The sequence below is a fragment of the Rheinheimera fenheensis genome (genome assembly GCF_039871805.1).
Classification (GTDB): domain Bacteria; phylum Pseudomonadota; class Gammaproteobacteria; order Enterobacterales; family Alteromonadaceae; genus Alishewanella; species Alishewanella fenheensis.
In genome coordinates, this window is record NZ_JBDPJM010000003.1 from 37,696 (window position 1) to 60,194 (window position 22,499).

Annotated in this window: 25 protein-coding genes; 12 read left to right on the top strand and 13 right to left on the bottom strand. The window is 50.4% G+C overall.

Annotated elements, in window-relative coordinates:
• Positions 1-7: 7 nt before the first annotated feature.
• Positions 8-1,093, bottom strand: a complete 1,086-nt coding sequence (hemH, locus tag ABGI61_RS05675; RefSeq protein ID WP_347598204.1) for a ferrochelatase — start codon at positions 1,091-1,093, stop codon at positions 8-10.
• Positions 1,094-1,297: 204 nt separating this feature from the next.
• Here hemH and ABGI61_RS05680 point away from each other — a divergent pair, with 204 nt between their 5' ends.
• Positions 1,298-1,744, top strand: a complete 447-nt coding sequence (locus tag ABGI61_RS05680) for a hypothetical protein (RefSeq protein WP_347598207.1) — start codon at positions 1,298-1,300, stop codon at positions 1,742-1,744.
• On the top strand, positions 1,737-2,831 hold the full coding sequence (locus ABGI61_RS05685) for a PQQ-dependent sugar dehydrogenase (RefSeq protein WP_347598210.1): 1,095 nt from the start codon (positions 1,737-1,739) through the stop codon (positions 2,829-2,831). The genes ABGI61_RS05680 and ABGI61_RS05685 overlap by 8 nt, the downstream gene beginning before the upstream one ends.
• A 51-nt stretch (positions 2,832-2,882) precedes the next feature.
• Here ABGI61_RS05685 and ABGI61_RS05690 read toward each other — a convergent pair whose 3' ends face one another.
• A complete protein-coding gene (locus ABGI61_RS05690; protein WP_347598213.1) occupies positions 2,883-3,371 on the bottom strand; it encodes an FKBP-type peptidyl-prolyl cis-trans isomerase in 489 nt (162 codons plus the stop codon).
• A 152-nt stretch (positions 3,372-3,523) separates the two neighbouring features.
• Between ABGI61_RS05690 and ABGI61_RS05695 the strand changes: the two genes are divergently transcribed.
• Entirely contained in the window at positions 3,524-4,270 is a 747-nt protein-coding gene (locus ABGI61_RS05695) for a substrate-binding periplasmic protein (RefSeq protein ID WP_347598216.1), read from the top strand.
• Positions 4,271-4,303: 33 nt separating this feature from the next.
• Here the strand turns inward: ABGI61_RS05695 and trpA are convergent, their stop codons facing one another.
• The 7 genes from trpA to ABGI61_RS05730 form a co-directional block, all read right to left on the bottom strand.
• The gene (trpA, locus tag ABGI61_RS05700) at positions 4,304-5,104 is read right to left on the bottom strand and encodes a tryptophan synthase subunit alpha (protein ID WP_347598219.1); all 801 of its coding nucleotides are present in this window, start codon (positions 5,102-5,104) and stop codon (positions 4,304-4,306) included.
• On the bottom strand, positions 5,101-6,291 hold the full coding sequence (gene trpB / locus ABGI61_RS05705) for a tryptophan synthase subunit beta (protein ID WP_347598222.1): 1,191 nt from the start codon (positions 6,289-6,291) through the stop codon (positions 5,101-5,103). Before trpB ends, trpA begins: the two co-directional genes overlap by 4 nt.
• Positions 6,284-7,675 (bottom strand): bifunctional indole-3-glycerol-phosphate synthase TrpC/phosphoribosylanthranilate isomerase TrpF, encoded by a 1,392-nt coding sequence (trpCF, locus tag ABGI61_RS05710; protein WP_347598225.1) that lies wholly within the window; start codon positions 7,673-7,675, stop codon positions 6,284-6,286. The genes trpB and trpCF overlap by 8 nt, the downstream gene beginning before the upstream one ends.
• Complete coding sequence (gene trpD, locus ABGI61_RS05715) at positions 7,668-8,702, bottom strand: anthranilate phosphoribosyltransferase (protein ID WP_347598228.1); 1,035 nt, start codon at positions 8,700-8,702, stop codon at positions 7,668-7,670. Before trpD ends, trpCF begins: the two co-directional genes overlap by 8 nt.
• A gap of 2 nt (positions 8,703-8,704) precedes the next feature.
• Positions 8,705-9,289 carry an aminodeoxychorismate/anthranilate synthase component II gene (locus ABGI61_RS05720; protein ID WP_347598231.1) on the bottom strand — a complete coding sequence of 195 codons (585 nt, stop codon included), beginning with the start codon at positions 9,287-9,289 and terminating at the stop codon, positions 8,705-8,707.
• 3 nt (positions 9,290-9,292) lie between these two features.
• On the bottom strand, positions 9,293-10,882 hold the full coding sequence (locus ABGI61_RS05725) for an anthranilate synthase component 1 (protein ID WP_347598234.1): 1,590 nt from the start codon (positions 10,880-10,882) through the stop codon (positions 9,293-9,295).
• Positions 10,883-11,200: 318 nt separating this feature from the next.
• A complete protein-coding gene (locus ABGI61_RS05730; protein ID WP_347598237.1) occupies positions 11,201-11,377 on the bottom strand; it encodes a DUF6435 family protein in 177 nt (58 codons plus the stop codon).
• A 118-nt stretch (positions 11,378-11,495) separates the two neighbouring features.
• Between ABGI61_RS05730 and rnm the strand changes: the two genes are divergently transcribed.
• The 7 genes from rnm to ABGI61_RS05765 all read left to right on the top strand — a co-directional run bounded on the left by rnm (position 11,496) and on the right by ABGI61_RS05765 (position 17,006).
• Positions 11,496-12,341 carry an RNase RNM gene (gene rnm, locus ABGI61_RS05735; protein ID WP_347598240.1) on the top strand — a complete coding sequence of 282 codons (846 nt, stop codon included), beginning with the start codon at positions 11,496-11,498 and terminating at the stop codon, positions 12,339-12,341.
• 38 nt (positions 12,342-12,379) lie between these two features.
• Positions 12,380-13,000, top strand: coding sequence for an L-threonylcarbamoyladenylate synthase (locus ABGI61_RS05740; RefSeq protein WP_347598242.1), 621 nt, complete (start codon positions 12,380-12,382; stop codon positions 12,998-13,000).
• Positions 13,001-13,014: 14 nt separating this feature from the next.
• On the top strand, positions 13,015-13,851 hold the full coding sequence (locus ABGI61_RS05745; protein ID WP_347598245.1) for a segregation and condensation protein A: 837 nt from the start codon (positions 13,015-13,017) through the stop codon (positions 13,849-13,851).
• Positions 13,851-14,435, top strand: a complete 585-nt coding sequence (gene scpB, locus ABGI61_RS05750; protein WP_347598248.1) for an SMC-Scp complex subunit ScpB — start codon at positions 13,851-13,853, stop codon at positions 14,433-14,435. Before ABGI61_RS05745 ends, scpB begins: the two co-directional genes overlap by 1 nt.
• Positions 14,435-15,445 carry a 23S rRNA pseudouridine(2605) synthase RluB gene (gene rluB, locus ABGI61_RS05755; protein WP_347598251.1) on the top strand — a complete coding sequence of 337 codons (1,011 nt, stop codon included), beginning with the start codon at positions 14,435-14,437 and terminating at the stop codon, positions 15,443-15,445. Before scpB ends, rluB begins: the two co-directional genes overlap by 1 nt.
• Before the next feature lie 188 nt (positions 15,446-15,633).
• Complete coding sequence (locus tag ABGI61_RS05760; protein WP_347598254.1) at positions 15,634-16,452, top strand: hypothetical protein; 819 nt, start codon at positions 15,634-15,636, stop codon at positions 16,450-16,452.
• Positions 16,453-16,532: 80 nt separating this feature from the next.
• Positions 16,533-17,006, top strand: a complete 474-nt coding sequence (locus ABGI61_RS05765; protein WP_347598257.1) for a hypothetical protein — start codon at positions 16,533-16,535, stop codon at positions 17,004-17,006.
• Here ABGI61_RS05765 and ABGI61_RS05770 read toward each other — a convergent pair whose 3' ends face one another.
• The 3 genes from ABGI61_RS05770 to ABGI61_RS05780 all read right to left on the bottom strand — a co-directional run bounded on the left by ABGI61_RS05770 (position 17,007) and on the right by ABGI61_RS05780 (position 19,572).
• Positions 17,007-17,804, bottom strand: coding sequence for an SDR family oxidoreductase (locus tag ABGI61_RS05770; protein WP_347598260.1), 798 nt, complete (start codon positions 17,802-17,804; stop codon positions 17,007-17,009). It abuts the gene before it with no gap.
• Between the two features lie 90 nt (positions 17,805-17,894).
• Complete coding sequence (locus ABGI61_RS05775; protein ID WP_347598263.1) at positions 17,895-18,758, bottom strand: transporter substrate-binding domain-containing protein; 864 nt, start codon at positions 18,756-18,758, stop codon at positions 17,895-17,897.
• Positions 18,759-18,819: 61 nt separating this feature from the next.
• Positions 18,820-19,572 (bottom strand): hypothetical protein, encoded by a 753-nt coding sequence (locus ABGI61_RS05780; RefSeq protein ID WP_347598266.1) that lies wholly within the window; start codon positions 19,570-19,572, stop codon positions 18,820-18,822.
• Between the two features lie 129 nt (positions 19,573-19,701).
• Between ABGI61_RS05780 and ABGI61_RS05785 the strand changes: the two genes are divergently transcribed.
• A complete protein-coding gene (locus tag ABGI61_RS05785; protein ID WP_347598269.1) occupies positions 19,702-20,844 on the top strand; it encodes a sensor histidine kinase in 1,143 nt (380 codons plus the stop codon).
• Positions 20,837-21,481: a response regulator gene (locus ABGI61_RS05790; protein ID WP_347598272.1), complete on the top strand. Its 645-nt coding sequence runs from the start codon at positions 20,837-20,839 to the stop codon at positions 21,479-21,481. Before ABGI61_RS05785 ends, ABGI61_RS05790 begins: the two co-directional genes overlap by 8 nt.
• Here the strand turns inward: ABGI61_RS05790 and galE are convergent.
• A complete protein-coding gene (gene galE, locus ABGI61_RS05795) occupies positions 21,478-22,494 on the bottom strand; it encodes a UDP-glucose 4-epimerase GalE (protein WP_347598275.1) in 1,017 nt (338 codons plus the stop codon). The two genes, ABGI61_RS05790 and galE, sit on opposite strands and share 4 nt — an antisense overlap.
• Between the last annotated feature and the right edge of the window lie 5 nt (positions 22,495-22,499).

The window sequence follows — 22,499 nt, forward strand, 5'->3', positions numbered from 1 at the left end:
GTGCTGTTTAGTCTCCATATTTTTCAGTGTTAAGGCTATTTGCCCGTGTGGCACGATGCTTGTCTGCGCTGACATGCCAACCCTGCAGGTTGTCTTTAATTAGCTGACAAAGGGCGCTGATGTGTGCAGGCTCAGCATTAAGTGCGCTGATGTATTCATAACGTGCTCCACCGGCATGCAAGAAGTACTCTTTGTTTTCCTCACCAATTTCCTCAATCGTTTCCAGGCAATCAGCTGAAAAACCGGGGCAAAATACCTGTACGCTTTTTATCCCCTGTGTGGGCAGCGCTTTTAAGGTTTCATCGGTGTAAGGTTTTAACCATTCTTCGCGGCCAAAGCGCGATTGAAAGGTGGTCAGATACTCCTCTTTACCAAGCCCCAGCTGCTCGGCAATCAAGCGTGATGTTTTATAGCATTCGCAGTGGTAAGGGTCGCCATTGAGCAAATAACGCTTAGGTATGCCGTGATAAGATAATATCAGCTTGTCGGCGCGGCCGTGCTGTTGCCAGTGCTGCCGAATTTTATCCGCTGCTGCGGCAATAAATGGCGGGTAATCCGGGTAGTGCGAAACAAAGCGTAAATCGGGTAACCAGCGGCGACGCATAAAGTTACGGGCGAGTTCATCAAAACTGGACGCCGAGGTTGACGCTGAATATTGTGGATACAGCGGCAATACTAAAAGCTTGCGCACGCCCTGCGCCAACATCTTATCAACTACGCTATCAAAGCTAGGGTTGCCATAGCGCATGGCAAAGTTTACTACCACATCGGTTACACCGTCTTGCTCAAGCTTAGCGGCTATCGCATCACGCTGTGCCTGGGTATGGAATAATAGTGGCGAGCCTTGCTCGGTAAACACGGTGGTATAAGCTTTGGCAGAGCGGCGTGGCCGAAACTGCAAAATGATGCCATTAAGAATGAGCCACCACAGCAGACGCGGCACTTCTACCACTCTGGGGTCAGACAAAAACTGCTTTAAATAGCGTTTAAGTGCCTTGGGTGTTGGCGCATCTGGCGTGCCAAGGTTAGTGATCAGAATACCGATTTTGTCGGCCTGTTTATGGTCGTAATCCCGGGTATTGATATAGCGCATAACGGAAAGGCTGCTCTTTGATTAACGAAACTGTGCTTACGCCAAAAAGGCCTTAACAGTTTACTAGATTTAAAAGCCTGCTCCGATCTTAGCAGCTTCTGCTACGTAGAAGTAAGCTGATGATAAAATTTATCTTGTTGCCCGCTTCGTCAGGCGATAGCCTAAAGTTCGGATAATAAAATTGTATTAACAAGGAGCACCGGCATGACATCTCGGCGCTGGTACCCACTGGGGTATTTGCTGGCGGCAGTGATACTGACCACACTGCTAACCAGCCTGGCCCAAAGTGGTTTCAATCTGGTGGCGATAGCAAGCCTCATAGCAGGTTTAGCTATTGGCGATATCCTGTTTACGCTAGGGTTTGATTTACGTCATTTTACGCTGACCTATGCGCCTATTGCGCTGGTCAATTTGCTGAGTGTGGCGTTGCTGCTAAAGCTGGTACCGTTTCTTGCCCGGCCCTGGCTGGCAGCCCTTCTTAGCGCTTTAGTGCTGTATTTTATGCTGCAGCTGATTAATAGCCTGGCACCTATGCCCACGTTAATTGCGGCTAACCGCACGTTATCAGGCACCGTTGTGATGTTGTTGTGTAGCGCTGCGGGTATGAGCTGTTATCTGTGGCTGCTAAAACGGAGGCAAGCTAATGCGTAGATTTAGTGTGTTGTTATTCTGTTTGGGCCTTTTACCAGCGGTAATAGCGCAGCCGTATCAACTGCAGGTGCTGGCCGACAAACTGCAGTATCCGTGGTCGCTGGCGTTTTTGCCCGATGGCGATATGCTGCTGACAGAACGGGGCGGTGTGTTAAAACGGCTGTCAGCGCAGGGTGAAGAGCGCTTTAGTATGCAGCCAGATTTGCCTGAACTGCTCAAAGCATCCCAAGCCGGCCTGCAGGAAGTGACTCTAACGCCGGATTTTGCCACCAGTCAGCGCATTATTTTAAGTTATGCCTGCGGTACCTTGCAGGCAAACAATACCTGTTTGGCCAGTGCCGAGCTTACCGATACTGGGGTAAAGAATATCCAGCGCATTTTTCAGGCAAAGCCGTTAAAAGCCGGCGCAGCGCACTTCGGCGGGCGTATAGTCTGGTTGGCCGATAACAGCCTGGTGCTCACCCTGGGCGATGGCTTTGACTACCGGGAACAGGCACAAAACCCGGCTAATCATCTGGGCAAACTGGTACGCGTAAACGCCGACGGCACTGTGCCAACCGATAACCCTTTTGTCGCTAAACAAGGTTATGCACCAGAGCTTTATAGCCTGGGGCATCGTAATGTGCAGGGCATTTTTTACGATGCGGTAACGCAGACACTCTACAGTCATGAACATGGCCCGCGTGGCGGTGATGAGCTGAATATTATTTATGCTGGCGCCAATTATGGCTGGCCGGTTGCCACTGAAGGCATAGACTACACCGGCGCGCGTATTTCGCCTTTTACCCGTTACAACGGCATGCAGCCACCAGTGTGGGGTTGGAGCCCTTCTATTGCGCCAGCTGGCATGACGTTGTATCGCGGCAGTTTGTTCAGCGCCTGGCAGGGCAATATTTTTGTTGCTGCGCTGGCGGGCAAAAGTGTGCGCCGGCTGGTGCTGGAAAACCAAAAAGTTGTGCAGGAGCAAACCCTGTTTAGCGAACTAAACCAGCGTATTCGCGATGTGCGTACCGGGCCGGATGGCGCGTTATACCTGCTAACCGACAGCCAGGACGGCCAGCTGATTAGGGTGTTACCGGCAGACTAAACTGCCGGTATTGCTTTAGCTCGTTGTGAAGAAGCGTAGTGGCAATGAAACTTAGTGATGGTGATGGCCACCTTCGCCATGGGCATGGCCATGAGCGATTTCTTCTTCCGTCGCTGCACGTACCGCTAATACTTCGATGGCAAACTGCAGGGTTTTACCGGCCAGCGGATGGTTGGTATCTACTTCCGCTTTAAACATGCCCACTTTGACAATAGTCACCTGGCGCTGACCGTGCTCGGTTTGCACCACAGCTGTCATGCCCGGTTGCCATTTTTTTGCGCCCAGCAGGTGTTTTACCTGGATACTCTGAATAGCGCTCTCATCCCGCTCACCATAGGCTTGCTCTGGTGTTAGCGTAATATCCAGTTTATCGCCAGCGCCTTTACCCTCTAGTGCCTGCTCCAGTGCCGGCAACATTTGCTGATGACCATGCAGATACAGTAGCGGGTGGCTGCCGTGAGATGATTCAATCTGATTGCCCGTGCTGGCATCGCTAAGGGTGTAATGAAACTGCACTACACTGTTGTTACTAATTTGCATAAAAAGAGTTCCGCTGCAAGAAAAGCCGTTATTATCCGGTTGTCACAGTAGAAAATCGACAGCTTTTTTCATTTGTTCCCAAAGTGGCAGTTGGCGCTGGCGTATTTGCTCACTACACTGCAAACAGGCAGTATTATTTTTAGGCGATATTAATGAGAGCATGTCTGGCCACACTGCTTACGCTATTCGGGCTGTTAGCACCGCCTGCTCTGACACAAACCCAGTTTGTGGTCGGCACTGAAGATCTGAATTTTTACCCGCACTATGATTTTACTTCGGCAGACAGCACCGGCTTTGCCAATGAGGTGCTGCAGTTGTTTGCCCAACGTTATGGCTACCAGCTAAGCTTTCAGCCGTTGCCGGTTAAGCGTTTGTACCATGAACTGGATAATCTGGTTGATTTTATTTACCCGGACAATCCGAACTGGGCGAAATATCAGGGCTCGCAGGCCAGCCGTATTTTTAGTGAACCGCTTATTTACAATCTGGGCACTACGCTGGTGTTGCCGGCCGATAAAGAGATCACACTGGAGCGGTTTCGCACCCTGGCAGTGATCCATGGTTTTACGCCTACTGCCTGGTTAGCGTTACATGGTCAGTACCGGTTTAAATTATATGAAGTGCCTAACGCGGCATCGGCAGTGAATTTAGTACTGCGTGGTCAGCTTGATGGCGCTGATATGGAATATAACGTAGCACAGCATATTTTGCGCCAGCAACAACAGGAGGGAGCCTTAGTGGTGGCGCAGAACCTGCCGATGACGCAGGTAGCGTTTCATTTATCCACGATCCGCCACCCACAGGTATTACAGCAGTTTAACCAGTTCTTACTCAGCCATCAGGCCGAAATAACGGCGTTAAAACACAAATATCAGCTGACAGATAGCCTGCCACACTAGCAGGCTACTTATACGACGTTTTAGCTTGGCAGCTTAAGTTGCCGCCTTCATACCAATGACGAACTGTGTTAAATGCGCCAGTAATTCAGCAGGCTGCTGCTGATGCTGCTCAATCAGTTTCACAATGGCCGAGCCGGAAATCGCCCCGGCAGCGCCACTTTGTATGGCATCTTTGACATGTGACGGCGTTGAAATACCAAAACCCAGCAGTGGTGGCGCAGGGTTGTAGCTGCGGATACGGCTTATCAGCTCGCTGGTGGGCATAGCCGCAGCGGTTTCTGTACCGGTAACACCAGCGCGGCTTAACAGATAAGTGTAACCGCGGCCATAAGAGGCGATTTCGCGCAGGTCGTCATCATCAACATTTGGCGGCACAATGTAAATTGGCGCGACATCGTGTTTAATGGCGCTTTGGCGGAACAGTTTGCTCTCGTGCAGCGGCACATCGGCAATCAGCACCGAGTCAACACCGGCCGCTGCGGCCTGGGCATAAAAATTATCGATACCACGTGCCATCACTAAATTAGAATACAGCAGCAAACCAATAGGAATAGTGGCGTGGTACTGGCGAATTTTCGCAATAATATCAAAACTGATGGCTGGCTTAGTACCGGCGGCCAGCGCGCGGATATTGGCACCTTGTATGGTTGGGCCATCGGCGATAGGGTCTGAGAAAGCAATACCTAACTCCAGCGCATCGGCGCCGGCGTCAATCAGTGTTTTAATGATGTCGAACGACAGCTCAGGGTTGGGGTCGCCGATAGTGACAAAAGGCACAAAGGCACCACGGCCTTCGCGGCTTAAGCGGTCAAACATTTGCTGGTAGCGTTTCATAACTGGCCTCCTGCTAATACGCTGTGCACATGGGCTAAATCTTTATCGCCACGGCCGGATAAATTCACCAGTAACACTGTAGGTTCGGTGGCTTGCCCGGCCAGTTTGAGCGCATACGCCAGCGCATGTGAGCTCTCCAGCGCCGGTATAATGCCTTCGCTTTTTGCCAGTTGCTGAAACGCCGCTAAGGCTTCATCATCGTTAATCGCGACATACTCGGCGCGGCCGCTTTGCTGCAAATGGGTATGTTGCGGGCCAACAGCCGGGTAGTCCAAACCGGCAGAAATGGAATACGACTCTTCAATCTGACCGTCAGTGGTTTGCATAATAGCGGTGTAAGCACCGTGCAAAATGCCATAGCTGCCGGTTGATAAGGCTGCACCGTGCTGGTGAGTATCAATGCCTTTACCGCCGGGCTCAACGCCAATCAGTTTAACGCCCTCTTCAGCAATAAAATCGGCAAACATACCAATGGCATTGGAGCCGCCGCCAACACAGGCGATAACCGCATCGGGTAATTTACCCTCGGCTTTTAGGATTTGTTGCTTGGCCTCTTCGCCAATCATCTTTTGAAAATCCCGCACTATGGTCGGGAACGGGTGCGGGCCAGCCGCGGTGCCAAGCATGTAGTGCGTCGTGTCGTAGGTGGCAGACCAGTCACGCATCGCCTCGTTTACCGCATCTTTTAAGGTGCCGCTGCCGCTGGTAACCGGAATAACGGTAGCGCCCATTAGCTTCATGCGAAACACATTCGGTTGCTGGCGCTCAATATCTTTGGCGCCCATATAAATGCGGCACTTTAAGCCCAGCAAAGCACAGGCCAGCGCCGTTGCCACGCCATGCTGGCCGGCACCGGTCTCGGCGATGACTTCTTTTTTACCCATACGCCTGGTTAACAGTGCCTGGCCTAATACCTGGTTGGTTTTATGCGCGCCGCCGTGCAGTAAGTCTTCACGTTTCAGGTAGATTTTTACTAATGGATTAGGCGAAATATTGCGGCACAGCGTTAACGGCGTTGGCCGGCCGGCATACTCGGTTAACAGCTGTTGAAACTCGGCATGAAAGGCCGGATCTTCCAGTGCGTCAACATAGGCTTGCTCCAGCTGTTTAAGCGCTGGTACCAGCAGCTGTGGCACAAACATGCCGCCATACTGGCCAAAATAAGGATTAAGTTTTAGCTCACTCATGGTGAAACTCCCGCAATTGTGTGAAAGCTGACCGGATCTTCGCCGCATCTTTAATGCCTGGCGCGCTTTCCAGCCCTGAATTAAAATCGAGCCCGCGAACAGGCAATCTTGCCGCTGCCAGGCAGTTATCACTGTTTAAACCGCCTGCCAGCATAATAGGTTTACTGGCGCTATGTTCTGCCAGCAGCTGCCAGTTAAAGCTAAGGCCGCTGCCGCCATGTTGTGTTGGATGATAAGCATCGAGCAAGATACGATCGGCCAGAGTTGTAAATGCAGGCAGCTCGTCTTTTACCCGATACGCTTTCCAGATCTGGCAGTCTGCTGGTAGCAGGGGTTTTAGTGCACTGATATAACCATCATCCTCGTCACCATGTAGTTGCACGGCACTAAGGTTTAAGCCATGCGCCAAGCTGGCAACGTCAGCCGGCTCTGCATTAACAAATACACCCACATAATTAAGCGGAGCGCTTTGCTGAACCTGTTGCGCCTGCTCAGGCGTAACGAAACGAGGCGAAGGTGGATAGAAAATCAGCCCTCCGTAATACGCGCCGCCGGCATAGGCTGCAGCAGCATCTTGCGGCCGTGTTAAACCACAGATTTTATGCTCGCCCAGCACCAGTTTGCGCGTAGCGTTGGCTAAGTTAGCTTCGGCCATCAGCGAGCTGCCCACCAAAAAGGCATCGGCGACCCTGGCCAAATGCCGCACCTGTTGGTTGGTATAAATGCCTGACTCTGATACCACAGTTCTGCTTTGCGGGATCAGTTTAGCCAGCGCAAAGCTGGTGTCTAAATTGGTGCTGAGATCGCGCAGATTGCGATTATTAATGCCGATAAGCTCAGCATTAAGGGCAACGGCGCGCAGTGTTTCCTCCTCGTTACTCACCTCTGTAAGTACCGTCATATTAAGCTTTGCCGCGGTAGCGGCGAGCTCGCCGTATTCATTATCGTCCAGTACCGACAGCATCAGCAGTACCGCATCGGCACCGCAGTGGCGGCCTAAGTAAATTTGATAGCTGTCGATAATAAAATCTTTATGCAGCAAAGGCTTGTCGACCAAGCCGCGCATGGTGCGCAGATACTCGTACTTACCCTGAAAGAACTTTTCATCGGTCAGTACTGAAATACAATCAGCATATTGGCCGTATACCTGAGCCAGCTCATGCAAATTAAACTCGGCGCGGATAAGACCTTTGGAAGGCGAGGCCTTTTTACATTCTAAAATAAAGCGCGGCCCGGGTTGTTTTAGCGCCGCGAGAAAATCGCGCTCAGTAGGTTTCACTGCATTGATAAAACCAGCTAGCGGCTGTTGTTGCTTTAATAGAGCAACCTCTTCGCGCTTATGCGCGACGATTTTCGCCAGTACATTCGGCATCGGCTCAGCCATGCGTCACCTCCTGCTGGCTGCAATGTTTAAAGCGCGTTAGCGTATCAAAGGCTTTGGCACTGCTTAGAAGCTCCAGCACGGCGCGGGTGTTTAGCTTTAAGTCATCGCCTAAACCGGCAATTTTTAGCATGGCTGCCACGTTTATGGCCACTGCAGCCTTGTGCGCCTGTTGCCCTTCACCCTGTAAAATAGCCAGGGTCGCAGCGGCGTTTTCAGCAGGCTCACCGCCAGAGAGCGCGCTTAATGGCATTTGCGCTACACCAAAATCATCCGGTGTCAGGCTAAATTCGTTTAGCTCGCCGTCTTTTAACTCACAAACATAGGTATTGCCATGTAATGCCACTTCATCACAGCCGCTGCCGTGTACTACCCAGGCGCGCTTTACGCCCAGTTGCTTTAATGCCTGCGCCATCACACGGCATAACTTAGGATCGTAAACGCCCAGCAACTGATAATCCGGAGCTGCCGGGTTAACCAGCGGGCCTAACAGGTTAAACAAGGTACGGCTTTTAAGTGCGTTACGTACCGGCATCGCATGTTTAATGCCGGCATGATACAGCGGCGCAAATAAAAAACTGCAGCCGGTTTTTTCCAGGGCTGCCGACGCCTGTTCTGGCGACATCTGAATATTAATGCCCAGCTGCTCGAGTAAATCGGCCGAGCCAGAACGTGATGACACACTGCGGTTGCCGTGTTTTACTACCTTAAGCCCCATGGCCGCGCCAACTATGGCGGCGGTGGAGGAAATGTTAATGGTATTACTGCCATCGCCTCCGGTGCCGCAGCAGTCAATGCTGTTGATGCCGGGTTGGGGAAATGCTTTGGCCGCGGCGCGCAGCGCACTGGCGGCGCCGGCAATTTCATCGGCGGTTTCACCACGCATTTTAAGCGCCACCAACAGCGCAGTCAGGTGTACCGGCTCTACCGCGCCTTGTACTACCGCGCTAAAAAACTGCTCGGCTTGGCTAAAACTCAGCGGTTGGCCGGTTAGGCTATGTTGTACTGTGGCTAAAATCGGTTCTGTCATCGTCAGTCTCGCAATAAATAATCAATACTGTTTTTTAGCAACGGCTTACCCAAAGTGGTCAAAATGGACTCGGGGTGAAACTGAAAGCCCAGCATGCGTTTCTCTTCGTTTATCACTGCCATCGGAATATGCCGGTCACTGGCCAACAGCGTTAGGGCATTGGGCATTTCGGTTGCCATAAGCGAGTGATAGCGTGCTACCAAAAAGGGGTTAGGTAAACCGTTAAACAACGCATGCGGTTGCAAGCTTATTGCTGCGGTCTTGCCATGTACGGTTTCACCGGCGCGGCCGACCACACCGCCAAAATGTTCAACAATGGCCTGATGCCCCAGGCAAATGCCTAAAACCGGAAACTTTGCTTCACACAGTTTAAGTAGCGTTGGCATACAACCGGCTTCAGACGGGCTGCCAGGGCCAGGTGACAACACCAGTAATACAGGCGAGGTTTCGCTGCACATTTGCTGGTAGATATAGTCTGCCGGCACGGTGTTGCGATACAGTTTCAGCTGATAACCCAGCTGGGCAAATTCATCCACCAGGTTGTAGGTAAACGAGTCAATATTATCGAGCAAGTAAATGACTGCCATCTGTTACTCCTTAGCCTTGGACGAACTGTGCGCTGATACAATAGCGCTGATAACCGCCTGGGCTTTACTGCGGGTTTCATCGGCTTCTGCCTGGGCGTTGGAGTCAAACACCACACCGGCACCCGCCTGGATATAAGCAGTGTTGTTAGCGACATAGGCTGAGCGGATGACAATACAGCTGTCAAAATCACCATTACCTGCCAGGTAGCCAACGGCACCGCCATAACTGCCGCGGCGCTTACCCTCAACACCGCGGATAAGCTCGGCGGCTTTGACTTTGGGCGCGCCTACCAAGGTGCCCATATTCATACAAGCCTGGTAGGCATGCAGTGCGTCCAGCTCGGGTTTAAGGGTACCAACGACACGTGACACTAAGTGCATCACGTAAGAGTAACGGTCTACTTTTAGCAGCTCTTTGACATAACGGCTGCCCGGCACGCTGATACGCGCCACATCGTTACGTGCTAAATCGACCAACATTAAATGCTCGGCCTTTTCTTTTTCATCCTGCCTCAATTCCAGCTCAATGCGGCTGTCTAAATCGCGGTCTATGCTGCCATCACTTTTAAAGCCACGCCGCCGGGTGCCGGCAATAGGGTAAATTTCTACCTGGCGGCTTTTTGCATCAAACTTCAGCGCCGACTCTGGCGAGGCGCCAAACAAGCTAAAAGAAGCGTCTTTTAAATAGAACATATAGGGGCTGGGATTTTGCTGCTTTAGGCGCTGATATGCGGCCAAAGGATTAGGGCAGGGCAGCGTAAAGCAACGCGACGGCACCACCTGAAACACGTCACCAGCGACAATATGTTGTTTAAGCTTTTCAATCTGGGTGACAAAGTCGGCATCGCTGATATCAACCTGTACCTGAGCGTCAATCGGCGTAACGGCTTCGGCGGTGGCTGCCGGTGTTTGCAGTAACTGTTTTAATTGTTCCAAACGTTTGCCGATGGCAAAACAGTTCGCCGGCGCCTGCTCGCCGCAAAATACATTGCCGACAATACGGCTTTGCTGGCGCTGATGGTCTACCACCAGTAGGGTTTCGGCTAAATAGAATACGTAATCCGGACACTGGTTTTCAGCACTGGGTACCTCTGGCAACTGCTCGACACAGGCCACCATGTCATAGCCGATAACACCGCCCAAAAACACCGCAAAAGGTTCATCGCTCTGACAGCTCAGGCTTTGTTGTAAAGTACGCAGCACACTAAAAGGGTTGGCAGCCTGTAACCTGGCATTTTCTTCCAGTAATAGCGCAGGCCGCTGATAGCGCACGCTAAGTTTTTGTTGGCTTAACGTTACCTCAGCCTCAACACTCAGCTTTTCTGCCATACAGGATAGTAACTGGGCACCATTGCTGCTTACTGCCTGAATTGCCACGCTCTGATCATTACATTCAATACGCAGCGCGGCATCAATCAGCAGCAGGCTTTTTAAGTTATCTTTGCTGTCGATTTCGGCTGATTCCAGCAATAACGAGTAGGGGCTCTGCGCTGTCAGTGCCTGATAACAGGCCAGTGCATCGCTGTGGTAAGGCAGCGGCATGGCAATGCTGGCTACCTCGCCCGGCGTCTCGGTGATATGACTAAAAATCATGCTATTCCCTTGTTATTCCATCATTTTCTTTGTATTGCCGGTTCGCACAATTTTGCAGGCACATAAAAAAAGCCCGCTTCTTGTGGAAACGGGCCTTGGTAAATAAAGCGAATACAACGCCTACACACGCCCGTTGGGAATGTGCCACCACCAGTTAGTCAGGTTCAGGGTTGTGATAAATTGCATTAGCTTTAGTTACCTCGTGTTATCTGCGCTACATAAAACCGCAAAACAGTACTGTGCGTCAAGTGGTTATTTGTTATAACACAGAATTAAAAACGTATAAGCGGCCGGATGGCCGCGGTAATAACAGCATTTTTAGCTGCTGGTTTTTTCTAATTGCTGAATTTTGCGCCAAATTTCTTCGCTCTCTGCAGTTAAATCAGCATACAAGCGCATATCGCCATTACGCTGGGCATGCATCGCTTGCTCCAACTTCTGATCATAAGCTTTGCGCAGTTTTTTAACCGGGTCGGATTTTAACCAGCTAAACATAAGTGTACCTACTTGGTTTTTTTGATATTGGCTTTACGCTGTAACAGCGTTTCAGGTTCAGTTTATTTTGTGATAACCCACTGCTGTGCGACAATAGCGGCCTTAATTTGAGGTGCGAATGAAGATTGATTTACACAGCCATACCTATTGCTCAGACGGTGTATTATCGCCGGCCGATTTAGTAACGCGGGCAGTGGAGAAAGGCGTGGATGTGCTGGCGATTACTGACCATGACACCGTAGCCGGCTTAGCTGACGCAAGACAAGCTATTAGTGATCAGCAATTACCGCTTAAGCTGATTAACGGCGTGGAGATATCGACCAGCTGGCAGCAGCTGGAAATTCATATTGTGGGTTTAAATATTAAGCCTGATTGCCCACAATTCTTAGCCAGGCTGGATACCCAACGTCAGGCACGCGTGGCGCGGGCAGAAGAGATGGCGCGGCGGTTAGAGAAAAACCAGATCCCTGATGTGTTGCCGGCCGTGCTTCAGCTTGCCAATGGCGCTGCACTGACCCGCACCCATTTTGCCCGGCATTTAGTCAGTATCGGCAAAGCCAGCACTATGGATGGCGTATTTAAAAAGTATTTAGGTCGCGGCAAAATTGGTTATGTGCCGAATAACTGGGTTGAGATGAGCGAAGCCATTGCATGGATCCACGATGCCGGTGGTGTCGCCGTGCTGGCGCACCCACTTAAATACAAACTGACGACCAAATGGGTAAAACGCTTAGCTGAGCAATTCGCTGCAGCCGGTGGCGATGCGATAGAGATTATCTCGCCGCAGCAAACACCAGTGCAAAAACGCGAGCTGTGGGCGCTGTGTCAACTACATGGCTTAACCGCGTCGGTCGGGTCGGACTTTCATCAGGCGACAACTTGGAATGATATCGGAAAAAACCTATATTTAACCGACGATGTCACCCCGGTTTGGGCTAACTGGCCGCTACACACTAGCGTGTAACGTCAGCCGTTGCCATTACAACTAAAAGAAGCATAACAATGAGCCAATTTTTTCATATTCACCCGGAAACTCCACAGCAGCGCTTATTAAAGCAAGCAGTGCAAATTATTCAGCAAGGTGGCGTGGTAATACTGCCCACCGACAGTGGCTATGCGCTGGGCTGCCATGTAGGTGACAAAGGCGCCATGGAGCGGATATTGCAAATCCGCCAGGTCAGTGGTGAGCACCATTTTACGTTGATGTGCCGTGATTTATCTGAGCTTTCGGCCTATGCCAAGGTAGAAAATACCGCCTTTCGTTTAATTAAAAACAATACGCCGGGCGCTTATACTTTTATTTTGCGAGGCACTAAAGAGCTGCCGAAACGGCTGTTAAACGACAAGAAAAAAACGATTGGTCTGCGTATCCCAGAGCATAAAATAGCGCTGGCGCTGCTGGCCGAGCTTGGTGAGCCACTATTAACCACCAGTTTGATTTTACCGGGCGAAGAGTTTGCTGAAAGCGATCCGGAAGAAATGCGCGCCCGCCTGGAAAAGCAGGTCGATTTAATTATGCACGGTGGCGTGATTGGTGAGGCGCCGACTACGGTGGTCGACCTATCTGAAGATGAGCCGGTGATTGTTCGTGAAGGCCGTGGCGATACGGCGCCATTTCGCTAATAAGGCCACCGAGCTTGAACGATACCGCGCTTGATGGCGTGCCCGACAGCTTAACAGTACAGCAACCGCTGCCACTTGCCTTTGTGCGCGGCGAAGCGGTGCTGGAGCGGCCGGAAGATTTATATATTCCGCCCGATGCACTGGAAATACTGCTGGATGCCTTTGAGGGGCCGTTGGATTTTTTGCTGTATCTCATTCGCAAGCATAAGTTTGATATTGTTGATTTGCCGGTAAACGAAATAACCCTGCAATATATGGAATATATCGACTTAATGCAGGGGCTGAATTTTGAGCTGGCGGCTGAATATCTGGTGATGGCTGCTATGCTGGCCGAGATTAAATCGCGCTTACTGTTACCAAGGCACGGCCACAGCGAAGAGGAAGAGGCCGACCCGCGGGCCGAGCTTATCCGTCGCCTGCAGGACTATGAAGTGTTTAAGCAGGCCGCGACAGAGCTGGATAGCCTGCCACGTGATGAACGCGATCATTTTACCGCCAAGGCTACACTGGCAGAAAACTTTGCCCCGCTGCTGATTCTGCCGGATGTCGAACTCAGTGAGTTAACGCTGGCGTTAAAAGATATTGTTAAACGGGCGAAAGACTTTCAGCATCATCATATCAAACGCGAGCATTTATCTACCCGCGAGCGCATGAGCCGTATTTTGGACTTATTAAGCGCACATCAGGGGTATCTGGCATTTTCCGCCTGTTTTGATGTCACTGAAGGCCGTGAGGGCGTGGTAGTGACCTTTTTAGCCATGCTCGAGCTGACCAAAGAAAAGCTGGTAGAGATTATTCAGGTTGAGGCCTACGGCCAAATTCATGTCAAATTAAAGGACGCTGAGGCATAATGGCGGGCAAAATAAATGACGTGCAGTTAATGCAGCTGGTAGAAGCGGCCATTTTTGCTGCTGATAAGCCGCTGAGCACTGAGGATTTGCAAAGCACAGTGCTGGATGGCTTAAACGTCAGCAAAAAACGTTTAAGCGACACCTTAGCGCGGCTGATGCAAGATTACGCCGGGCGCGGCATTACTTTAACGGAAACAGCCTCGGGTTATCGCTTTATTACCCGGCCGGAGCTGAGCGATTATTTAGCTCGGCTATGGCCTGAACGCTCGCCGCGCTATTCGCGTGCGGTGCTGGAAACCCTGGCACTGATTGCCTACCGTCAGCCGATAACCCGCGGCGAAATAGAAGATATCCGTGGTGTGTCGGTGAGCAGCCAGATTATGCGCACTTTGCTTGACCGCGGCTGGGTTAAAGTCGTGGGGCATAAAGAAGTACCGGGCCGGCCCGGCCTATACGCGACCACCAAAGAATTTTTAGATTATTTTGGTTTAAAACATTTAAACCAGTTACCCCCCTTGCCGGAATTTCAGGCTATTAGCCTGGATCTGGCCGACACCGTCGTGACGACAGGAGAATTGCACTAATGAGTGATAAAGCTGGCAGTGAAAAACTGCAAAAAGTATTAGCCCGCGCAGGTTTAGGCTCGCGCCGCGAAATGGAAGACTGGATTAGCGGTGGCCGCGTTACGGTAGACGGCAAACCGGCGACATTGGGCGATCGTGTAAGCCCGACCCAGCAAGTGCGGGTAGATGGCCACCCGGTACAAATTGCCAGTGAAGAGCAGCAAATTTGCCGCGTACTGGCCTACCACAAGCCGGAAGGCGAAATATGCTCGCGCACCGATCCGGAAGGTCGGCCGACGGTATTCTCCCGCCTGCCCAACATTAAAGGCGCACGCTGGATAGCCATTGGCCGGCTGGATATTAACACCTCAGGCTTGCTGCTGTTTACCACTGACGGTGAGCTGGCTAACCGTTTAATGCACCCCAAGTTTGAAGTCGAGCGCGAATACGCCGTGCGGGTATTTGGCGAGATCAACGATGCGATGATCCAGCGCCTGCGCACCGGTGTTGAATTGGAAGACGGCAAAGCCAACTTCAAAAAAATCAAAGCGCTGCCGGGTGAGGGCATTAACCGTTGGTTCCATGTGGTGCTAACCGAAGGCCGCAACCGCGAAGTACGCCGTATGTGGGAGTCGCAGGGCGCTGTGGTCAGCCGCCTTATCCGTGTGCGCTACGGTGACTTACTGCTACCCAAACATTTACCGGCCGGTGGTTATGCGGAATATCCGCTGGATGAGGTGAATTACCTGCGTAAGTTAGTCAGCTTAGCGCCGGAAGTGGCAACCTTAGTCAAACCAGAAGACCGCGACGAGCGCCGCCGCCGTATGGCCAGCATGAAACGCGCAGTACGTAAGCACGATATCGCTGCTAAAACACCGGCACGTACACCAAAAGAGCGTAAGCCACTGGAAGATAAGCCGGTTAGGCCAGAAGGCAAGAAGCCAACAAGTCGCAAAACCCCGGCCACACCCAAAGGCCGGCCGCAGCGCCAGCCTACCGGCAAAAAGTCCAGCCGCGAAGGCAGGGGTTAATCAGCATAAACAAAGGCGCATATAGCGCCTTTGTTGTCTCCCACACTAAAAAGAAGTGCCAATACATCCCACTGAACGCGTTACTTTTTGCAATACCTTGTGCATAATGTGATGCCATTTTGTTTACAACTCTGCTTCCTTTAGCCAGTGATAGCTGTTTTGTTCTATTAGCAAGGAATGTTTCCCAATTGAAATCTCAATATAAGTATTTAATCGCTATTTTTGTTGTTTTGTTAATAAGCGGGGCTTGGTGGGTAGTACAGTTATCCCCGTTATCGGATGGTGCTAAATGTGCGACTAATGCTTATTTGGTTAGCCATTTTCACTATTCCAAAAATCGAAATGAAAAGATTGAGATTGATGAAATTCCCGCGGAATTATCGCCAAAGTTAAAAACGTTTCTTACCAAAGCACGCAACTTACCTATAGATGCAGGTGATTGGCAGGTGAAGTCGGCTTTTCCATCATCGCCTGAAGTTTCAGATATGTTCAGTTTAAGGTCTTTTAAAGTTAGCGATGACGATGCACTTTATTCAATAAGTAAATATGATGGTTGTATTGCGAGTATTGATTTGGTTACTAAGAAAGGTGAAGAATTAGTCTCTGTAATTCAAAGTAACCAGATACCATCTTCAACCAAAGCTGGAAGCGGCCAGCCAGCTAATAGTTGCCAGTTCAGTGAAGGGACAGGGCAATTATTTCAATATTACAGAAATGGTAAGTACAGTGATAAAGCGAAGTATGTCTCTTCGATACCACGAGAAGTGTCACAGCTATTCAAAGAATTTCAAAAGTTTAATTATCGTCGAGAGAATTTGTACAACGCTATTGGTACTCCTGAGCGACAAGGAAGCATGTTGAGTTGGAAAATAAGTAACGAAAATATCGGGTTTGTAGAGGCTTTGCTTGATGTTCAAGGTAATTGTGAAAGAACTTTGACTGTAAAGTGGGACGACTCACAGGGTGAACATAAGATTGTTAAGGATAGTTTTTATAAAAAACATTAAGCGGGAGTGTCATTCTTATAGCTGTCGAACACGCTACGAAGGCAGGGTTGGGTAGTGTTAATTTATGACAAGATAGAGTTATGAAAAAAAGTAATATATTTCGCCCTAATAGCAATAGCAGGTTAACTTTTCGCAATGGCTGGCGACGTTTATCAAAAGCCAAAAAAGCAATTTCTTTGCTGTTTTTACTGCTATGGTGTGTGATGTGTGTTGTTGCAAGCCTGAGTTATGACCGCAGTTACTTACTAATTTTGCTGGTATCTGGCTTATCGCTGTTTATCTCCTATGTGACACAAACAGCAAAACCAACGGAGCAAAACGATAGCCTGCTGGCGGCGTTAGCGGTAAATAATGGTCAGTTATCTATTGCAGGCGAAACCTTACCGGCTAATGTTACTAAACTGGTGCTGGGTAAAGACCCTGACCGCGGGATTGCGTTTATTCAGCTAGCCTGGAATAACGGCGATGAGTGGCAATTTGCTATTGAGGAATACCAAGCGGTGGCTCAGTATCTGGCACAAAACCTACCGCAGCTAAATGTGGTACATGAATAGCTAACGTACCTTGCTTTTACGTACCATTTTGTACAAAAGCTCTGGCGATAAGCGCGATACCAGTGCGCCTAAACGTTCTTTTAATCCGCCAACAACAATATAGCTCTTACCTTCCAGCAACGCTTTTACCGCTTTTTCGGCAAAGGTATCTGCGCTCATGGCATTGGCTTGGGCGTCATCCATGCTACCAAGCGCAGTGCCATCACCGGTTAAGGCGTTAAGTGATACATCGGTTTTAACAAAGCCGGGGAATATCGTCGCCACCGTTAAGCCCTGCTCAAAGAGTTCAGCACGTAAGCTATTGGCCCATAAATGCAGTGCCGCCTTGGCAGCGGAATAAGCCCCTCGGTATTGGGTGCCGACTAAGCCGGCGACTGACGAGACAAACACCACTTTGCCGCCACCGTCTGACAGCAGCAGTGGCAGAGCGTGCTTGGTCAGATTTACCTGGGCAAAGTAATCGACATCGAATAAACGCCGCTCTGTTTCCAGGCTGGTGTCCTGTATCAGTGCGCGTTGGCTGATACCGGCATTATTAATCAGCCAGTCCAGACCACCTATTTGCTGCCTGATGGCGCCAATTGCCGCTGCGATAGCGGCATTGTCGGTAATATCCAGCGGTAACAGCAGATGCTGGTGACTATTGGCTAAGCTGGCGCGCACCCGCTCAAGCTCAGTGTGCCGTCTGGCACTTAATACCAGCCGAGCGCCGTCGGCAGCCAGCTCGCGCGCTAAGGCTTCACCAATGCCGCCTGAAGCGCCGGTGATCCAGATAACCTTATTTTTTACACTTAACATTTGCTGCCTACTCCAACCTAATTGATTGGGCTGACATTATGTAAAAATGCCGCTGCTGTAAAGCATGGGGGTATGACCTGGCGTGATAAATTAGGGTGTTATCTGGGTAAAATGCTCAGGTAACGCTTGCCATAACAGGCTGTCAGAAAGTGGCGTCGCGGCGGGCAGTAAGGGGTTTTTTAATATCAGCACTTGCCGTGGCGAGGCCAGCAGGCGCTGCAAAGTTTGACCATACTGTGCCTGGAACAGCTGCTCAAAACTGCCATCGGCAAGCATTTGCCTTAAGCCATATTCGATTGCCTGTGCCAGCTGTTGGTCATCAGGGCTGACAAAGAAATATTGTGCAGTGGGGTAATACAGCATGATATTCGGTGTTATGTGTAACTGCTTTGCCACGGTAGCCAATTCTTGCTCAATCTCTATAACGGCTCTGGGCATAGCATCGGCGCGGCCTTTTTCTACCATGGTAAACATGGCATAGAAATCATCTGCGGCATGCACCCGAAATTCGTTTGCTTTTAGAATTTGCGTATCCGGCCAGTCGTGTCCTTGAACCAGTAACAATCTGTTATTTTTAGCGTCTAACTGCAACGGTTGGGCAGTTTGGGTGAGTAATAGCCGCCAGCCCAGTAAACCCCGGTTTAGTGGAATGCGGATGGGCGTTAAAAACTGCTCGCGCTCTATGCTGGTCATGCTCCAGCTTACATCAATAACGCCGCTGTCTTGGCTTAATTCACGCAGTGCACGGCTTTGGCTGATAAATTCTGCGGCAGGCTGTAGCTGAAACTGTTCGGACGAATAGCCTAATGCCTGAGTGAGCAGTTGCACATAGTAGTTTTCGACTGGGTTTTGGTGTGCATTAGGTAGCGCATATACCACAGTACGTATTTGCGCTAGTGCCAGCGTTGGCAAGAGAATAATTAAGTAAAGCACAGATCGGAGCAGCGGTTTCATAATGCAGTCGCGCTAAAGTAAACCCAGAGTTAACTATAGCGCACAGAATTAGGCCGTCCTGCTATTTTGCCGCTGAACTGACCCGATATTTACGCTTATAAAAGCCAGTAAGCATTAATAAGACAGTAGTACCAATGACAGGTGCCGCCAGCCAGCTGACCAATTGCCAGTTACCCGGCAATATCTCAGCCAGCATACGCCGGCCACCGGCGGCGAAAAACGCTGTATATACGGCAATGCCACTGCCCACCATGGAGCCAAAATGTTCGATAATCCAGGCGCGGGGGCTAACCGCTTTTTTGTATATATACAGGCTAATTGTGGTGGCGGTAACCAAGCTGACCACAGCGAAAATGATCAGTAGTGGCATGCCGATACTGATGCCCTTGTAGGCAACGAACCCGGCTAACGGGAACATTAAAAATACCGGTCCCTGATAGTACCAGCGGCGCAACAGGCTGCGGTCAGCTTTAGCTTTTAATACGCCAATGGCGTGGCGTACGCTGACCCAGGTAAGCAAGCTAAGTAGCAGTAAAAACTGTGAGAATGGCACGCGCCAGATCAGCATGCGATTAATCTGCTCGGTGCTAAGTTGTTGCCCTGCCGTGTAAATGCCGATGGGGTCAATAAGCCCTATAGTGCACAACACTATGCCAGAGCCAGCTACTGTCAGCATCAGATAATAAAACAGCTTACCAGCTTGAATATGCAAAGCGCCGCCTTTACGGGCAATAATAGGCAGCCAGTAAACAACAAGGGCAATGGCGCCTAAAACGATGTGTAAATACAGTAAAGCGGTATGGAGCATTAACATGTTGAACCTCCTGGGTTGATAGCCGCAGCTTACGCTTATGGAGGTTGGCGCACAGGTGCCAGAAGTCAGGATTTTACACTATGACTTTTGGCCTATTGCAGTTGGTGTAAAGCTGCGCATAATGCGTGCATGAAGAGAAAATTTGATTTTGCCACCCTGGCCGGTGTACTGACCTGGTTACTGGTATACGGCATCAGTATCTTTATCCTGCAGCGCGTTCAACCCGATGTGGATCAGTGGTGGATACACCTGCTGTTTCTGCTGTACGGTGGTTTATTTTTAGCGCTTACGCGTGAGCATAGCGTGTTTGCTCTGACAGGACGTTTTGGCCCTGCGCTGCTGACATTGCAACTGGCTGTTTCGTTTATATTGTTATGGCTGTTGCCTGAGCGGAATTTTGAGTTTTTAGCCATTTTAACGGTGATTTGGGCTGCGATGCTGCCTTTTGTGATGCGCACCGCGTTGGCTATGTTGCTGGTGGTACTGGTGGTGGCATGCTGGCATTGGTTGGTGGCATGGCAAACCGGCAATTCTGTTTGGATCACAGCACTACTGTACGGCAGTTTTCATCTATTTGCAGTATTAGTGCAAAGCACTAGCCGCGATGCTGAAGCGGCCAGAGACGAGTTGGAACAAAAACATCAGCAATTGTTAGCCACCCAACAATTATTGCAAGCAGCCTCTCGCCAGAGTGAACGTACTCGTATTGCGCGTAATTTGCATGATTTAGTGGGGCATCATTTAACCGCGTTAACCATACAATTGCAGGTGGCCGGCCATTTAAGCAGTGGTGAGGCTAAAACCCATGTGGATAAATGCCATCAGCTGGCCAAATTATTGCTGGCCGATGTGCGTGAAGCGGTAAGCACTATGCGCCAGTATGCGGATGTCAGCTTGTTGGATGCAGTGCAGCCTTTAGCGGCACTGATACCTGAACAGCTTAAGGTGAGGCTGCAGATCCCGGCTGATATTATGTTGCATGATTTACAGCAGGCCCAGCATGTGCTTTGTATTGTGCAGGAAGCGATTAGCAATAGCTTAAAACATAGCGGCGCCAGTGAGATGCAAATTACCGCCTGCATCAGTGACGGGAATTTACAGCTGACGTTAAGTGATAATGGCAAAGTAAAGCCGCAATGGCGGCCTGGCAATGGCATAACCGGTATGCAGGAGCGTGCAGCAGAATGCGGCGGCAGTTTAACCGTGAATACAGTACAGCAACGGCTTGAGCTAAGCCTCAGCCTGCCGTATCAGGAGAGTGATAATGCATAAGGTATTGCTGGTAGATGACCAGAAGCTGATTCGCGATGGTATTAAAAGTTTACTGGGGCTGTCTGGCAAAGTAGCGGTGGTGGCGGAATGTGCCGATGGCAGCACTGTGGTAGATGCTTGCCACCAGCAGCAGCCTGAGGTGATTTTGCTGGATTTATCGATGCCGGTAATGAATGGCGTGCAAACTTTAGCCGCCTTACAGCAGGCGGGGATCAGCACGCCGGTGCTTATCCTGACTACTTTTGATGAGCATGAGCTGGTGCTAAAAAGCATTTCACTGGGCGCGCGCGGCTTTTTACTCAAAGATGTGTCGCTTGAAACCTTAGTTGAGGCAATAAGCACGCTTGCTGGCGGAGGTAGCTGGTTTGCGCCCAATATTACCGAACGTTTATTGGGCAGTGTGCGCGCTGGCAGCAGCGACTTTACTATGCCAGCGCAGCTGGAGCCGTTAACCGACAAAGAGCTGCAAATTTTGCAGTTGATGGCGGCCGGTTACAGCAATAAGGAGATTGCCAATGCGCTGTATAAAGCCGAAGGCACGGTAAAAAACCAGTGCTCGGCTATTTTAGCCAAGCTTGGGGTGCGTGACCGCACCCGGGCTGTGCTTTTGGCATTAGAGCTTGGGCTAATTAGCTAGCGGTTGTAACCATTAGGGTTGGCCTGCTGCCAGCGCCAGCTATCGCGCACCATATCTTCCAGTGTCTTTTCAGCCTGCCAGCCCAGCAACCTTTTGGCTTTGGACGGCTCGGCATAACAGCTGGCAATATCACCGGGACGGCGCGGTGCTATGGTATAAGGCACTGCCACGCCATTAACCCGGCTAAAGGTATTGACCATATCCAATACACTGTAACCGGTGCCGGTGCCTAAATTAATTGCCTCAATGCCGCTATGCTGTTGCAAATACTGCAAAGCTTTAACATGGCCACGGGCTAAATCAACCACATGAATATAGTCACGCACGCCAGTACCATCGTGGGTGGGATAGTCGTCACCAAATACACTGAGGCTTGCGCGTTTTCCCACCGCCACCTGCGAGATAAATGGCATCAGGTTATTCGGGATACCACTTGGGTCTTCACCAATAAGGCCGCTGTGATGGGCGCCAACCGGGTTAAAGTAGCGTAGCAAGATGATGCCCCAGTCTGGTTCAGCCTGCACCAAATCTTCAAGGATATGCTCTATCATCAGCTTGCTTTGGCCGTACGGGTTAGTGGCAGAACGTGGTGCTGTCTCGGGGATTGGCACCTGTTTGGCGTCGCCGTAGACGGTAGCCGATGAGCTAAACACCAGCTTTTTAACAGCATAGTCGCGCATTACCCGACATAGCGTTACCGTACCCGCGACATTATTGTCATAGTAATGCAGTGGTATTTGTGTTGACTCACCAACCGCTTTTAGCCCGGCAAAATGCACTACAGCGCTGATGTGGTATTTGCTGAATAACTGACGCAGTGCCGCTTCATCACGAATATCGCCTTGAATGCTTATAATTTGTTTGCTGGTTAACTGTTGTACCCGGTTAAGGGCTTCATCCGAGCTATTGCTAAAGTTATCAAAGCTAATCACTGAAAAGCCGGCGTTTAATAGCTCCAGTGCCGTATGGCTGCCAATATAACCGGCGCCACCGGTGAGTAAAATATAAGTCATGTGAC